General features: G+C 45.2%; 11 protein-coding genes. 1 reads left to right on the forward strand and 10 read right to left on the reverse strand.

The features are described from left to right. Positions 1-7 precede the first annotated feature (7 nt). The 4 genes from U0033_RS14390 to U0033_RS14405 all read right to left on the reverse strand — a co-directional run bounded on the left by U0033_RS14390 (position 8) and on the right by U0033_RS14405 (position 6,802). Positions 8-3,268 (reverse strand): TonB-dependent receptor, encoded by a 3,261-nt coding sequence (locus U0033_RS14390; RefSeq protein WP_072362603.1) that lies wholly within the window; start codon positions 3,266-3,268, stop codon positions 8-10. 292 nt (positions 3,269-3,560) lie between these two features. Continuing rightward, entirely contained in the window at positions 3,561-4,679 is a 1,119-nt protein-coding gene (locus U0033_RS14395) for a FecR family protein (RefSeq protein ID WP_177318626.1), read from the reverse strand. 199 nt (positions 4,680-4,878) lie between these two features. After that, positions 4,879-6,087 (reverse strand): alkaline phosphatase family protein, encoded by a 1,209-nt coding sequence (locus U0033_RS14400; protein ID WP_072362605.1) that lies wholly within the window; start codon positions 6,085-6,087, stop codon positions 4,879-4,881. A 127-nt stretch (positions 6,088-6,214) separates the two neighbouring features. Beyond that, on the reverse strand, positions 6,215-6,802 hold the full coding sequence (locus U0033_RS14405) for an RNA polymerase sigma factor (protein WP_072362606.1): 588 nt from the start codon (positions 6,800-6,802) through the stop codon (positions 6,215-6,217). 116 nt (positions 6,803-6,918) lie between these two features. Between U0033_RS14405 and U0033_RS14410 the strand changes: the two genes are divergently transcribed. Continuing rightward, positions 6,919-7,683, forward strand: coding sequence for a hypothetical protein (locus tag U0033_RS14410; RefSeq protein ID WP_072362607.1), 765 nt, complete (start codon positions 6,919-6,921; stop codon positions 7,681-7,683). 43 nt (positions 7,684-7,726) lie between these two features. Here the strand turns inward: U0033_RS14410 and U0033_RS14415 are convergent, their stop codons facing one another. From U0033_RS14415 to U0033_RS14440, 6 genes are all read right to left on the reverse strand, one after another. Continuing rightward, positions 7,727-9,262, reverse strand: coding sequence for a right-handed parallel beta-helix repeat-containing protein (locus U0033_RS14415; RefSeq protein WP_072362608.1), 1,536 nt, complete (start codon positions 9,260-9,262; stop codon positions 7,727-7,729). A gap of 143 nt (positions 9,263-9,405) precedes the next feature. Continuing rightward, a complete protein-coding gene (locus U0033_RS14420; protein WP_072362609.1) occupies positions 9,406-9,714 on the reverse strand; it encodes a hypothetical protein in 309 nt (102 codons plus the stop codon). Positions 9,715-9,861: 147 nt separating this feature from the next. Then, a complete protein-coding gene (locus U0033_RS14425; RefSeq protein ID WP_083571607.1) occupies positions 9,862-10,341 on the reverse strand; it encodes a c-type cytochrome in 480 nt (159 codons plus the stop codon). Between the two features lie 232 nt (positions 10,342-10,573). Further along, a complete protein-coding gene (locus U0033_RS14430) occupies positions 10,574-11,593 on the reverse strand; it encodes a PorP/SprF family type IX secretion system membrane protein (protein WP_072362610.1) in 1,020 nt (339 codons plus the stop codon). A 13-nt stretch (positions 11,594-11,606) separates the two neighbouring features. After that, on the reverse strand, positions 11,607-13,568 hold the full coding sequence (locus tag U0033_RS14435) for a gliding motility-associated C-terminal domain-containing protein (RefSeq protein ID WP_177318627.1): 1,962 nt from the start codon (positions 13,566-13,568) through the stop codon (positions 11,607-11,609). A gap of 283 nt (positions 13,569-13,851) precedes the next feature. Next, a complete protein-coding gene (locus tag U0033_RS14440; protein ID WP_072362612.1) occupies positions 13,852-15,147 on the reverse strand; it encodes a RagB/SusD family nutrient uptake outer membrane protein in 1,296 nt (431 codons plus the stop codon). Positions 15,148-15,164 lie beyond the last annotated feature (17 nt).

Here is a 15,164-nt window from a genome sequence, read left to right on the forward strand (position 1 = left end):
TTTTTAACTAAAACCTGATGTTGATGTTAAACAGAAACTGGCGGTTGTTGGGATATTTGAAATCCGAAACACCCGGCATCACATAAGCACTGGAGGTGATAGATGTATTAGGGTCCTGACCCAGGAACTTAGTAAATGTATATACGTTATCTGCTGTCAGGGATACCGTCACATCGTTCAGCAACCATTTTTTCACCAATGATCCAGGCAGCTGATAAGCCAGTGCGATATTGCGGATGGAGAAGAAACTACCATCTTTCAGGTAACGGGTAGATGTTTCGGTAGAGTTAGCAGCATTCTGCGGACTAGGCTCTGTCGCATCATCTCCCGGTTTGGTCCAGATCTTATGATCTTTTGGCAATACGATCTGGTTATAATAAGGTTCGTTACCATCATTTTCCACAAAACGCAGTGAATTACTGAATACTTTGTTGCCGGTAATGAAGTACGTATTCACACTCAGGCTGATGCCTTTGTACTTCCAGGTAGAAGAGAAACCACCCTGGAACTTAGGCAATGCGGAGCCCACTTCCTGGTAGGTAGCACTGGCATAGTCTGAAGTCGCTTCACGGCTGGTCACCTTACCATTTGCATCGTAGTTCACTACTTCCCACTGCGGGGCACCGGTTTCCTTGTTTACACCCAGCCATTTAGGCATGTAGAATTCATACAGGTTACCGTCGTTGCGATAGATCTGTGATATACTCCAGGTAGACTGTGTACGGGTAATGCTGCTGGGCAGCTGGCGCAGTTTATTGGTATTCACGTTCACACTGAGGTCTGTGCTCCACTCAAAATCTTTTGAATGGATATTTACTGAATTGATGCCCAGTTCAATACCATTGTTCACTACCTGGCCTACGTTTTCCCAACGTTGTTCAAAACCCACTGAGAGCGGTTGTGATACCTGCAGGAGGAGGTTCTTGGTAATATTATTATAGGCATCTGCCGTGATGTTCAGGCGGTTGCTGAGCACACTCAGATCCACCCCTACGTTGATCTGTTGTTTGCTTTCCCAGGTCAGGTTCGGACTTGGCAACTGTGAAGGTGTCGCTGCTGTAGAGCCATTATACTGGCTGTTCAGCGAGTAGAGACCCAGGTAACGGCCTGCGCCAATATCCTGTGTACCGGTCACACCAAAACTACCTCTCAGTTTCAGGTTGTTTACAAACCTGCTATCCTTCATAAAATCTTCGTTGCTGAGTACCCACGCTGCTGATACCGCGGGGAAGGAACCATAACGCTTATTGGTAGGGAAAGCAGTAGATCCATCTATACGGAAAGATCCTGTCAGGAAGTATTTCTCTTTATAACCATAGCTCACCTGTGAGATGAGTGACTGGATGATTGACTGATCGGCAGAACCATATACCTGTTGTGTATTAGATACTACATTCAGTACCTGCAAGCCTAAAGGTAAGCCCCTGCCGGACCCACCCAGTACTTCTGTTTTGCTGTTTTCAATGGCGACACCAGCTAAACCTGTAAGGGAGTGATCTCCAAACCTGAACTTAAATTTCAGGAGATCGTTGGAAATAAAACCGTATCTCAGGGTGCTATATTCGTAGAGATAACCATCGTTGTGATAAGCCACTGTTTCCGGTGAATAGAAATCTTTTGATTTGCTGTAGTTGACCGCACCACGGTTGCTGCTGCTGAAGGATAACCAGGGAGTGATGTTTACATTCAGGCCCAGGTCATAATTCACATCGAAAGACTTGTAGGGATGGGAAGAATTGGCAACGGTATGCACCGGGTTTGTTCTATCCCTTGACCACCATTTGAAGGAGGAACTACCATCTACATATTTCGGTGATCCGTCTGCGTTATAGGGGTTATCCCATGGCATGCCCAGGTAGGCGTAATATACATCTTCATAGTTGTAAGACTTGCCACTGGTACCGCTGATGTTGATATTGTTGGTTATAGACACATCTTTGGTGAAACGATAGGTAGAGTTTGCACGCAGGTTCACACGCTGATAACCGGAGTTCATGAAAGTACCTTTTTCATTATAATAAGTGAGTGCTGTATAGTAGTCATTCTTTTCAGTGCTACCGCTGGCAGAGATATATACGTTCTGCATAGGCACTGTGCTGAACATGGTATTTAACCAGCTATAGTCCTGCCCCTGCAGGGTTTTCGGACGTTCACTATAGAATTTGAGGATGTCAATTTTATAGGAGTTGTTCGTGGTGCCCGGAATATAATCACGGTAATATTCTTTCTGGTGTTCGTACAGTTCGCTGCTGTTCATCATCTTCATCTTGCCAAAATCAGGCTTGCGGAGACCGGTGGTTACTTTTGCCTCGAACTGTGTTTTACCCAGTTTTGCTTTCTTGGTAGTCACGATGATGACACCGGCATTTGCCTGTGAACCATACATGGCAGTAGCACCTGCATCTTTCAGCACTGTTACGTTTTCCACATCATTAGGATCGTAATTACCGCCGATGATACCATCTACTACCACCAGTGGTGTCTGCGATGCATTTACAGAAGATACGCCACGCAGCCTGATTTCAGAAGCAGCACCCGGTGCACCGGAGCCGTTCACCACCTGCAGACCGGCCACCTTGCCCTGCAGCATACTACCGAGGTCGTTAGTGGTCACATCTTTCAGTTTCTCAGCGTTCACGACTGCTACAGCGCTGGTCAGTTCCCCTTTCTTTTTATCACTATAACCTACTACCACTACTTCGTTGAACTTTTTGGTATCTTCTTCCATGAGAATAGTGATACTGCCACGTACGCCGGCAACGGGATATTCTTTGGTAGCGAAGCCAATATTGCTGATCACCAGTACATCGGACTTATTCAGATTATGAAGGGTGAAACGACCCTCTGCATCCGATTGTGTACCTCTGCGGGAGCCTTTTACAATCACCGTGGCACCTGGTAAACCAGCACCTCCCGGAGTGCTTACCCTGCCTGATACGGTAATAGTGGTATCGGCCATGGCCACAGCAGGGGTCTTTACTTTGTGGATCACGAAGCTGCTGCCCTCCAGCGAATAGGAGACCTGTTGATTTTTAAGGCATAGGTCCAGCACATCCTGTACATTGGCATCTTTTACCTGGAAAGATACGGGCACTGTGTTGGACAATACCTTTTCAGAGTAAACGATGGATACCCCTGTCTGAGTGATGATCTCAGCAAACACTTTTTGGAGCGGCGCTTCCTTAACCGTTAAGGTCACCTTCTGAGAATATCCTGCAGCAGCAACGTGCAGACAGGTAACCAGAATAAGTAGGGCGGTCAATTTCATAACCAGGCAAATTTTGGTTGATTGCCCGCGCACACAGCGGGCCATTACATTACAATCGAAATGCATACTTTTGTAGTGTTTGGTAGTACTTAAATGGTCTTACAGTGATTATTAAAGGAATGCCGGATAATGAAACCGGGGATGTTGCGAGCGTCTCCGGTTTTTACATAGGTATCCCTTTTAGCGGCTGCTATTATGGTATTCTTCTGCTGCTTTTAAATTTTGGTTCTATTTCAAATTTTGGTTCAGATACCTTCCGGTAACAATAAGCTATAAATGATGGTTTAATTGATTACGGTAATACGATGACCTTTCTCCCTTCTAATTTCAGGTGATTATATCCGCTTGCTTCGAGCAAACGTAACACGGACGATAATTGCAGGTTCCTGCTGATTCCCCCTCCATATAGTTCAGTACTGGGGCTTGCATTGTATACGATGTCTACATCGTACCAGCGGGCTACCTCTCTGAGTATGGCAGGCAAAGCTGTATTATTAAACACGAACACACCGTTTTTCCACGCGGTTACTTTTTTAATATCTGCGGGTCTGACAGTGATGGCATGGTTATCATTGTCCATGACAGCCTGCTGACCGGGTTGCAGGGTTTGTAGTGTGTTTCCTCCTTTTACTCTTACGCTACCTGAAATGAGGGTAGTGTTAACTGTGGCTTCGTCGGCATAGGCCATAACATCAAATCCGGTACCCAGTACCTGTACTTCCATGCTGTCCCTGCGCGTGGAAGGCACTTTTACGAGAAAAGGATGTGTAGCATCGGGTGCTACTTCAAAATAACCCTGGCCTTCCAGTTCCACTATACGGTTAGTACCGGTGAAAGCAGTCGGGTAGCGGAGGGTGGTCGCTGAATTGAGCCATACTTTGGTTCCGTCGGGTAATACGATCTGGAATTGTCCTCCCCTGGGGGTAGATAGTTTATTATAGTGTATTGTACTGCCGTTTGCTTCTGCAGTATATAATAATTGTCCGTTTTGCTGTTTGATGGATTGGTTGCCCTGGTGGATGGTCTGACTGCCGGCACTGTCTAAAGGCACGACGGTACCATCGGCGAGGGTAAGGGTGGCTTTGTTGCTCCCCGGGTTGATGGGGTTTGCAGGTGTCAGGGCTTCGGTGTTCGAGGCTACAGGCGTTTGCTTTCCTGAGTGACCAAGGTACCAGAAGGCGGAGCCTGCAAGCAGGAAAATTACAGCAGCGGCTGCCAGGCGACGGAATGTGATGATCCGGCTACGGGGAGGAATGAGCTGGCTGTAAATGTTTTCGTAATCTATGTCAGGGGCAGTGTTTGCCGTTGCTGAATAGTTGCTGAGCAGATGATTGAGCGTGTTTGCATGCGCTTCATCTTTGATGTATATAAATAGCTCTTCCAGCTCCTCGCGGGTGCAAGATCTATTCACATAACGATCTAACAAATATTCTATCCTTGACTGATGCTCTGGCATATAATATAAAGACGTGTAAAAAATTGGGAAGGACCGCGAAAAGATAATAATTTTTTAAAAAAGAGGAGGAAAAGCAAAAATGCTGCTTCCGCTTTCAGCAGAAGCAGCATTTTGCGGCAGACCTTTGAGAAATCGCCTACGGCTGCCGGAATATTTATTTAATCCACAAATTGACAGTGTTGACAGGAGTCTCCAACACTATTTTATAAAAAGGACCATTTTCATTTTTCAATTCCTTTACATCTATTAAAGCATGCTCCTGTTTCACTGGTACCTCTTTCAATAATTTATATTCATCCTTTCCTCCTTCCTTAAAATTATTAGTCGTCGTTACCCAGATCTTTACATTCCCGGTATTTTGCAAGGCTTTCCATTTCAGATCTATATTCCCCTGGATATAATTAGCGGATGCCTGGGCGATCGCTACATTTCCAATAAGCGGAGTACCATCTACCTCCCGCGCTACGGAATCGGGGATGTTCATTTGTAAATACCTTGCGATGGTAGGCAAAATATCCACAATCCCCGGTTCATAATACTTAGCATAAGTATTTAAGGGGCGATAACTCGTCACCATCCAGGTGCTCCGTTGCCGCATGGACTGCCCGCCATGATCACGACCCGTTTTTTCATCACGACCATGATCTGTAGTTATTACGATCATCCAATCCTCCGGAAAATGCTGCTGACGATACCGGATCGCCTCCCATAATTTCCCCATCTGTGCATCCATCAAACTCACCGCCTTGTAAAATTCAGGACTATCGCCATGCATATGGCCCATATCGTCCGTATACTCAAGGTAAACCCAGTTCAAAGATGCTGCGTCCTTTTTGATGCCTTTTACGGCCTCAGAAATTACTTTCTCATCGATGTTATGCATGAAATCACGCTGCTTGTCATGATGGAAATTTAGGGTATCCAGTTCATAGCCATCGGCATGCAGGTCTACGTACTCAGACAGCGCGAGTTTTGTACGGTTATCTTCCCAGCTGGAATATACGGCTGTTTGTTTTTTAGGAAAGGCCTCCTTGAATAAGCGGAAGATATTATGGTAGTGGTAGTTCGGATCCTTAATATCATTGTCCGGTACATTGTGCTTATTTACCCAGGTACCCGTAAGGAGGCTGTTATAACCTACTGCCGAGATAGTCGGGGTTTCGGAATAGGTGCTCCTGCCCCCTCCTACATGCATACGGGTATAGGCACCCGCTGCAATGATCTTATCTATATTTGGCGTGGCCACTTTCTCTATTACATCGGCAGGGATACCGTCTGCAATGACAAATACCACCTTCTTTTCGCGTTTGGATTGTGCGCTGACAGTACCAGCCAGCAACAGGAATATAAGTAGTTGTTTCATGCCCTAAAAATGGAAATTATTCAATGAATTGTATGTTAGCTTTTCATTAAGCATGGAAGCAGGAGGATCTCTAACTGCCATTTCGCGTTTCATTAAGCATGGAAGCAGGCGTATACACAACCTCCATTCAGCTTTTCATTAAACAAGTGAATAGCAATACTCCCAGCGGCCCTCCATAACGTGACAGGAATACACGAATATGCTTCAGCGTTTCCACCTGTAAATTTTTCACCCTGCTTTTCGACAACCCCATCTGTGCCGCAATATCCTCATGACTTAAGCCCTCCACCCTGCTGAGCCGGAAAATGGTTTGCTTCTGCGTTGATAACTGAGAAAGGGCATTGCTTATGAGCTGCTGGCTTTCCCTGGCATCCAGTTGCAGGTCCAGGGCATCGGCCACTTCAGAGATATTGGCCCATACCTGGTCGACCAGCTGCTGCTGGCGCGCTACCTTGCGGAGATGATCAACCGTTTTGTTGCGGGCGATTATAAAGATGTAGTTACCAATGTTTTCTATAGCAGGAAGCTGATCCCGGCTGGTCCATAATTTCAGAAAGGTATCCTGCAGAATATCCTCCGCATCGACCGCTGAATGGGTTAATTGGTATATAAACGCGGCTACCTGCCTGCTATGCCGGTCATATAACTGCCGGAAGGCACTTTCGTTCCCCTTCCTCAGCTGTTGTAGTAATTCCGTATCGGTGGTAGGCTGCATGCGTAAATAAACCCGACTATCGCTCCTTTAGCTGCTTTTTGAATTGATGTTATCCTGCTAAAAATAATTAAAGTGAAGCATTGTTTCAGTAATTTTATTGGCAATTTATATCCCATATGCCTAAAACCCATTATCAGACCTCCGGAAAAATTAACCGGATCCCCCTTATTATTGCGTCCATTATTACTTTTCCCGCCTGTATCCTGTGTAGCAGAATTTATGGAGAATTTACGGATTACGATATGAAACTGTCAGATCAACTCCTGCCCATGGTGCTCTGGACAGCTGCCCTCTTCCTGGTATTTTACCTGTTCAGGCACTATAACCAGAGCAGGAGCCCCCGGGTAAATGTCCGGATAGGTATTGTATTCAGCCTCGCGGCATGGCTCACTAACTGGGTTTGGTACCGTAATATGGAAATGAAGGGCATACATTTAGTGGAGTTAGTCATGGTCTCTCTTCCCATTTTCATCATGCCCATGATGCGGTATTACTGTGAGAAATGCAGGGAACACTATGCTAAAACAAGCGTGTATGTTTTAGATGCCAGCAAGTATTATCAACTTGCTAACCACTCAGATAATTTCAGTTTTCTGCTGGAGCTGGACCTGAAATACCTGCCGGAAACCGGGCCTAAAGAAACGAAGGAAATTATTAAGGTTGATTTTTATTGCTGCGAATCCTGTGGGAGTAATTCAATTATAGATATTGACTCCTATACATGGTCACGCACTTCTGAGCATAAGTGGTATATACGTGAATCCATACACAAGCATAATACACACAATAGATCTGTGACCTCCAGGCAAAAAGGGTTGGTACAGGGCGCCTACCTGGATGCTGATACGGGCAGCAAACTGAAACAATACCTGGTAGGGTAAAAAAGCTGTCGCTTTTGCGAGTGGCAAAAGCGACAACCAAAAACTAATAAGCCGTTTCGTCTGCACCCTTATCCACCCTGCTGTTCTGAATCCTGCTCTGTTTATCAATATCAAATTCCTGGTAACCCAATACAAATGAAGGATCACCCGCATTGATAGCCGGAGATGTACTGCCCAGGTGCAGATTTGTAGCACTTACATAATTCGGATTGCCATAAGTAGAATGCGCATCCAAACCCGTTGCTGCCGTAAATGCTGCCAGTGAGCCATACGTCGTGCTGGTAGGATACCAGTCGAAAGTAGAACTTGCGGCACTGCCTGAAGCACCATAATACAGGTTGTAATCACTCACCAGGTGGGTAGATGAATATCCCCACAATGCAATCATCATAATATCACTTGCAGAGTAAACAATGTTATTTTTGATAGTGACATAATCTGTATTCTGCAAACTGATTTCTCCTCCCCATCCACCATCTGTATTGTTCTTATACAGGGAGTTGTTCATGATGGTGGAATAAGTCACCTTACTGTTCGCCTGGTTAGAACCTACAAGGATACCAGCATTCCTGCTGTTGTAAATAAAATTGTCCCTGATGTTGATACCAGTAGCTGTGTAGTTGTTATTTTCACAACCTGCGGAAATACCTGCATAGTTATTATAGCAGATATTGCCTTCAATGTTAATGTACTTACCACCATCTACATAAATTCCGCCATTCAATGCAATAGGTGAAATACAGTTGTATACGATATTGTATTTCACATTTCCATTGCGGGCCATATTTACACTATCATTGGCATTGGCCCATGAATAATGCCCCGTCATGTCGATACCGATGTTACGAATGTGATGTACCACATTACTTTCAATGAGGAAGTTCTCCACATTCCCAGCCATGGTCAGGCCTTCGCTATACCCGGTATTACAGCTGTAGATCTGGTTGCTGCCAATGTATACCTTGTTGTAAGAAGCGAGTGCATCACCCCATACCATCAATGGATTTGCATTGTCAGTAGAAGCAGGAGAAGCTGTAGAATCCGTGGTCCAGCCAATGTTGTAGATCTTACAACCAGTCACCTGGATGTCAGTACCACTACCCTTGAAAAGGATGCCGACTGCGCTGGAAGTCGTGTTGTTCGCCACCGTAATGTTGTTGATCCGAACATGGCTCCTGGAAACTGCTGCAATCATTGCTTTCTGCGTACCATTGCTGGCACCTACCCCATCGAGGATGACCGTACCACCATTGTAATTGGTAAGGGTAATGGGATGGGTAGAATCAGCACCGGAATAAGGCCACCAGAGTTTTTCCTTGTAGGTGCCGGCAGCTACCCAGATCGTAGCGCCTACGCCATCGCTTGTTTTCCACAAGGCTGCCTGGATCGTCTTTAATGGCAATGTGTCTGAAGTACCGGCATTGGCATCACTTCCTGTGCTGCCATTGACATAATAGTTAGTGACTGAGGACGTCGTCACAGCGGTGGTAGTGGTGTTCTTTAGCTTTTCTTCCGCCTCTTTTTTACAGGCAGAAAGAATCAGCAAGCCACTACAGGCAATTAAGAGGGTTTTTCTCATGGTGTTAATTTTGGTTAACGGGTTCTCTAATAAAGCTGCTTTTCACAATAAAGACGAAGGGGAGGATAGATAGGACCGCTAATTCCAAAAAAAATAGCCACCCTTTTACAAAGGCGGCTATCGAAGCATGCATACAATGCTAATTATCTAAAACGGGGAATTACCAGGTAACGGCAAATGGTGTGGGCAGTGAGTGATAATACCACTACTCCACCAAGGATCAGGGACTGCTTACCAAAAGTATCAAACACATCCAGGATGGGTGAAACCTGTTTTCCCGCGAATAAAGCAGTCATCAGGAATACCAGCACTCCCGCTATCCAGAGTGTGAGATGTGAATAGAAATAGCGCTTCTTCTGGTAACCATTTTTACCAAAAGAGGTGAATAACAAAATAACATGTGCGACGAAAAATACAAGGGCCAGGATGGCGAGTGTTGTGAACACGGTCATAACAATCAATTTAGTTGTGCGTTAGTGGCGATGATCTTCTATTTACAATAAACTACAGTGGAAACTTCTATTATTATAAAGATAATTTTTTTATGCTTTCAGCCAATAAAATTTCCGGCAGGCTGTACACCTGCCGGAAATAATTCATTAATTACTTTTGGGAGGTGGTGGAGGCCCATCATGACCAGCACCCGGAGGAGGACCCTGAGGACCTTTGTCCATACCACCCGGAGGGGTTGAGGCCGGCTCTTTCTGACCATTGTGACAGGTGTAGCAGGTAACAGTCATTATCTGTTTACCATTCTCATCCTTACCGGATTTAAAATACTTCTTGTTGATCTTCATTGTCAACTTCATCATATCCCTGGCAGTTTCCTTTTCTTCCAATTCATCACTGGCAAAATCCATCTTTTTAGGATCATCCTTGGAATGCGCATGGCAGAAATCGCATTTTACGCCCAGAGACTTATTGAACACATGCATTGTTTGCATCAGCTCATCATGACTGATGTTCTTAGGCAAAACTTTCAGATTCTTCGCCTTCTCTTCAGGTGGCAAAGAAAGTGAACAAAGTACCACTGCCAGCATTAACGACAATGGCACTAAAAGTGATTTCTTAAATTTCATGACCATGGGTTTTTGTAATAGTTATAAGCTTCCGGGAGGAAATTTAGGAAACTGGACAGATATAATCAAAGTTTTTATGAGGAAAGGAGGATGGCTGGTATAATAGCCTGCCCCTATACGCGGAGCAGGCCGTTGACAGTTGAAGGTTTAAGAAAAAAGCGCTGGAAAATTACTGCTTTTCCCACTTGTAGCCGAATCCCGGCAGCATATTTAACGTTTCGATCACACGGACTTACCACACATTTCTGGGACAACCATCATCATATTTATTGCCGAAAGTAAAGCCCAGCACCAACTCATGGGTGCCCCGGTTATAAGACGCCAGCGCCGTGGTAGCATTGTCATAAGAGTAGCCCAGGTTGACGGTATTGGAGATATTAAATCCTACCATTCCTGCAAAACTGTCCTTATGACGATAGCTCGCCCCTATCCAGATCATATCCCTGTACTGCAATTTCGTGTTCACTTCCACCTGCATGGGCAGGGGATTGATATACTTGACCATCAGGGAAGGGGTCAGATTCAGATCCTCATTAATTAAGATCCGGTAACCTCCCGTTACAAAAATGTGCGGAACGGTTTTACCCGTTTCTGTTGTAATGGTATGATCTGCATAAGTAAGGGTATTCGGCACGATCTGCTGTGCAGATACTCCAATAAAATAATCCGCTGAATAGAGATATAAACCCGCCGTCATATCAAACTTCGTTTTGTTCAATATACCACTGGCATACACCACCGGGTCTACCGTTGTATTATTAAAGTTCAGTGCAGCACTGTTCAGGCGAAAACGACTGAAACCCAAACCAAATCCTGCTGATAAACTCGTTCTTGGTGTAAGCCCTATATGATAGGCATAAGTACCGTATAAACTCTGGTTGGACAAAGGCCCTGTTACATCATTGATCAATTGCATGCCTACCCCATGATGAGGTTCTGCTGCCGAATAATTCTCCCAATACCTTTGCCCCCGTGGATTCTCGCCCGGTACAGCAAAAGAAGTGGCAGTAGTACGATAATCTTTTTTATTGATCGGCCCCTGAACGGTAACATAAGTAGTCACCGGCCCTCCATTCAATCCCGTCCACTGATGACGGTGACTGACCTTAACATCCACGTAGTTTTCAATACCTGACAATGCAGGATTGATAATATACTGGTTGAGTATATACTGTGTATAGTGTGGCTTTTGCTGTGCATATCCATTTATAGCCAGCAGCATGCTCATACCTAAAATGATAACTTTATTCATATCGCTGGTTTTCTTATCGGAGAATCACCACCCAACCACTGGGATTAGTACCAAACCCAATTTTCAGATCTATTGTATAATAATAAGTACCTACCGGCAAAGGCTTGCCATTGTATGTGCCATCCCATTCCGTACCATACCCCTGGCTGTGAAAGACCACCTGCCCATACCTGTTGAATACATTTACAATGGCTTCGGGATAAGTATCCAGTTTGGCAATCTTCCAGGTATCATTAATGCCATCACCATTGGGTGAAAAAGCATTTGGGATGATGATCGTTTTATACACCCGGATATACACATCATCTGTTGCATCTCCGCAACCGAGATTGGAACTAACGGTCAGGGTATACGTTGTATTATCTGTAGGTGTAACGATGGGGTTCAGGATTGCTGCATCTGTGATATTATATACGGGTGTCCATGCATAACTTACATCCGTACCACCAGCCGTACCTGCCAGCTGTGCGGCTTCCCCTTCAAAGATGTGCTGATCCACACCCGCATTGGCTGTTGGCAGTTTCCATACATTCACCGTCACTGTATCATACGCATTGCAGGTACCATTGCTTACCGTTAAAATATAGGATGTCGTATCTGTTGGAGAAGCATTTGTTGTTGCACTCGTCGGAGCTGTAACTGTAGATGATGGTGACCAGAGATAAGTACTGCCGCCACTCCCTTCCAATGTCACAGAAGCTCCCTCACACATGCTCTGATCAGCACCCGCATCGGCAGCTGGTGCAGCGTTTACATCAATACTGGTCGTATCCCTATTGCTGCAACCTACTGCTGTGGTTAAGGTCACAATGTAGTCTCCGTTGTTAGCAGCGGTGACACTATTGATCACCGGGTTCTGTTCACTGCTTGTAAATCCATTAGGCCCTGTCCAGCTATAAGTTGCACCTGAAAATGAAGATGAACTTAATTCAAGCTTATCTCCTTCACATCCGGGGTTATTAGTGCTGGCCTGCGGATCAGGGTTATCATCTACCTGTATGGTGATCACATTTGAACTGACACGACAACCGGAAGATCCGATATTGGTAGTCGATGCTGCGGACATTCTATATAAATAAGTACCTGCTGTCGTTGGCTGACGTACATAAGTTGTGCTGGTAGCACCACTGATATCTGTCCAGGTAGTACCACCATCTGTACTCACCTGCCATTGATAGGCAGGATCTGTATAGCCACTGGATACAGTGCCATTAAATGTAAATACCGTGGCATCATCTTTACATACTTCCTTTGAGGATGCGCCATCGCTGGTATATGCAGTCACTGTAGGACCACAGGCCCGAAAAGTAATATCATCCAATGCAAGGTCATTCGCCGGTGCACCACCCGGACTACTGTTACTGATCTTGATTTCAACATCTGTTACACCCGCAGGTGTGGTAAAGTAAAAACCTATTTGCTTCCACACGGCTCCTCCACTCGTCAGCGGAATAGAACCGGTGGTATAGCTGCCATAGGTAGTAGATTCATCGCTTGATAAAATAGAGAAGGTAACATTCGGCGGATTATTATCCTGGGAACGGAGCAGGTTCACAATCCATGCTGCAAACTCATACGTGGTGCCTCCACACAAACCAGTTACTGTTTTTTTGTAGAAATAATCCTGTACAGAGGTAGCGGCATTTACCACCATCATGTACCCACTACCGGTATGATCCGTAGTACTCCACCATACCGTGCCAGAAGCCGCCGTGGAGCTTTCTATCGTATAATAACCGTCACTGGGAAAAGCCTTCGTTACATATGTATAAGTGGTCGTGCCGGAAGCCAGCGCGCCCCCAAAGGAAGATGTACCTGAGCCGAAGTCAATACTGACAACGGGATCTCCCAGGCTCCCGGTACATAACTGGGCCTTCATTTCATGTGAGCAAAGTAATAGCAGCAACACCGACAGCAAGCACTTCAAACTGGCGTTAACGCTTGCACGTTTACGTTTTAAGATAGCAATGATCATTATAACAGGTATAGTCCTTGGAAATTGGGTATTGACTATATTCTGATTTAAAAAGCCAGCCGCAGGCCATCCTTTCGGCATTGCCTTTTATAAAATACAATATGAATCAATACCGGAAATTGCTTTGAGATTAACAGAATGCTAGGTCGAGTGGTAAGACAAAAATATCCTTATAACTTTAATAGAGGAAAATACTATGCAGAAAGCCGGAATTTATAGACGAATGAATAAGAAAGCCGGCCACATAAGATGCAGCCGGCTTCAGATTGAACTTAGGTGTTTATTAGAATGATGGATCCGTTGGCGTATTTGTATTGCCGTTCCGCTCTACGAATGGATAAGGGAAATAAGAACGCTTACGCTCCGTAGCTGGCCTGTTAAAGCGACGCTCATCTTCCAGTGCCAGTCCACCCATGAACAATTCGATACGGCGATGCTTGTAAATCAGCTCCAGCAAGTCACTTTCTGTTGTGGCCACTACTGCAGGCAAGGCTGCTCCTACACCAAAAGCATCCTGCGATGCGGTCTTGGTCACGACCTTATTCAGCTCTATCAAACCATTTACAATATCATGCTGACGTGCATAACATTCAGCTTTGATCAGGGTCATTTCACCAGGCAGGTATACAGGAATATTCTGTAACAGCGCACTGTAGAAACCCTTGATCCCATAAACCGGTTTGGTACCTACTGCTACATAGAACGGAAAGCGCTTGTCTGCAGCATCCGGACGTAATCCTGGCGGTAAGCTCATCGCAGAGTCCACTACCTGGTAGATATTATTGGTAGAGGTGACCAATGCAAAGATGGGATTAGTGGTCAGTGAATTGTAATTGAAAGTAGAAGTGGTACCCGGAGACACCTGGTTCGCTGCTCCGAGGGCAGTGGCATAATCGCCGGAGAACAATGCATAGCGCGCTTTCAGTGCATACAAGGTGTTTTGCAGGTTGATCCCCGCCGGAATGTTTTTGATAAATGTAGTACTCACTGCATTCGCACTGATGGTAGCCAGGGCATTGTCAATGATAGCAATCGCCCTGGCATAACCTGCAGTATTGGTAATGAAGGGAACATTCGTACCTGTTGTATCCGGGATCTGCTCCCAGAACTCCGCCATATCACCAATGGCCAGTGCCTTCCAGATGGAGGTATAGGCAATGAGCCCACTGGCATAGTTTTTATCAGAGACTACACTGTTTACATTCTTCAATACATTGTCAGCATCAAAGATGATCTTGTTACTCACCGTCCAGAGACCTGTTACAATAGTGTTGGTGTTTTGCACATTGGTACCTCCCAGGTACAGCTGGTTCTCATCTGTATTACCGGCATTCACCACATACGTTTCACCTGTGAGCAAACTGCTGGCTGCTACCTTGGTATAGATATTCCCGGTTCTGTTGGCAGTGTACCAGTTTTGCAAACCTACCGCTACATCTGTCAGTGCATTGGCTGAGCTCAATGCTTTGTCTGATGAAGGTCCGGAAGGATCTGTATATTCCTTTTTGCAGGATGCAGCAGCGAAGAGTAAGATCCCTGCTATAACAGACCTGCTATAATTGTTGATATACCTTTTCATGAATCTCCTTTTTGATG

Source organism: Chitinophaga sancti (genome assembly GCF_034424315.1).
In the GTDB taxonomy this organism is placed as follows: domain Bacteria; phylum Bacteroidota; class Bacteroidia; order Chitinophagales; family Chitinophagaceae; genus Chitinophaga; species Chitinophaga sancti.

Excerpts from the sequence above, each read along its gene's own strand:
- U0033_RS14390 (WP_072362603.1), bottom strand. The coding sequence starts at position 3,268 with ATGAAATTGACCGCCCTACTTATTCTGGTTACCTGTCTGCACGTTGCT.
- U0033_RS14400 (WP_072362605.1), bottom strand. The coding sequence starts at position 6,087 with ATGAAACAACTACTTATATTCCTGTTGCTGGCTGGTACTGTCAGCGCA.
- U0033_RS14405 (WP_072362606.1), bottom strand. The coding sequence starts at position 6,802 with ATGCAGCCTACCACCGATACGGAATTACTACAACAGCTGAGGAAGGGG.
- U0033_RS14410 (WP_072362607.1), top strand. The coding sequence starts at position 6,919 with ATGCCTAAAACCCATTATCAGACCTCCGGAAAAATTAACCGGATCCCC.
- U0033_RS14415 (WP_072362608.1), bottom strand. The coding sequence starts at position 9,262 with ATGAGAAAAACCCTCTTAATTGCCTGTAGTGGCTTGCTGATTCTTTCT.
- U0033_RS14420 (WP_072362609.1), bottom strand. The coding sequence starts at position 9,714 with ATGACCGTGTTCACAACACTCGCCATCCTGGCCCTTGTATTTTTCGTC.
- U0033_RS14425 (WP_083571607.1), bottom strand. The coding sequence starts at position 10,341 with ATGAAATTTAAGAAATCACTTTTAGTGCCATTGTCGTTAATGCTGGCA.
- U0033_RS14430 (WP_072362610.1), bottom strand. The coding sequence starts at position 11,593 with ATGAATAAAGTTATCATTTTAGGTATGAGCATGCTGCTGGCTATAAAT.
- U0033_RS14435 (WP_177318627.1), bottom strand. The coding sequence starts at position 13,568 with ATGATCATTGCTATCTTAAAACGTAAACGTGCAAGCGTTAACGCCAGT.
- U0033_RS14440 (WP_072362612.1), bottom strand. The coding sequence starts at position 15,147 with ATGAAAAGGTATATCAACAATTATAGCAGGTCTGTTATAGCAGGGATC.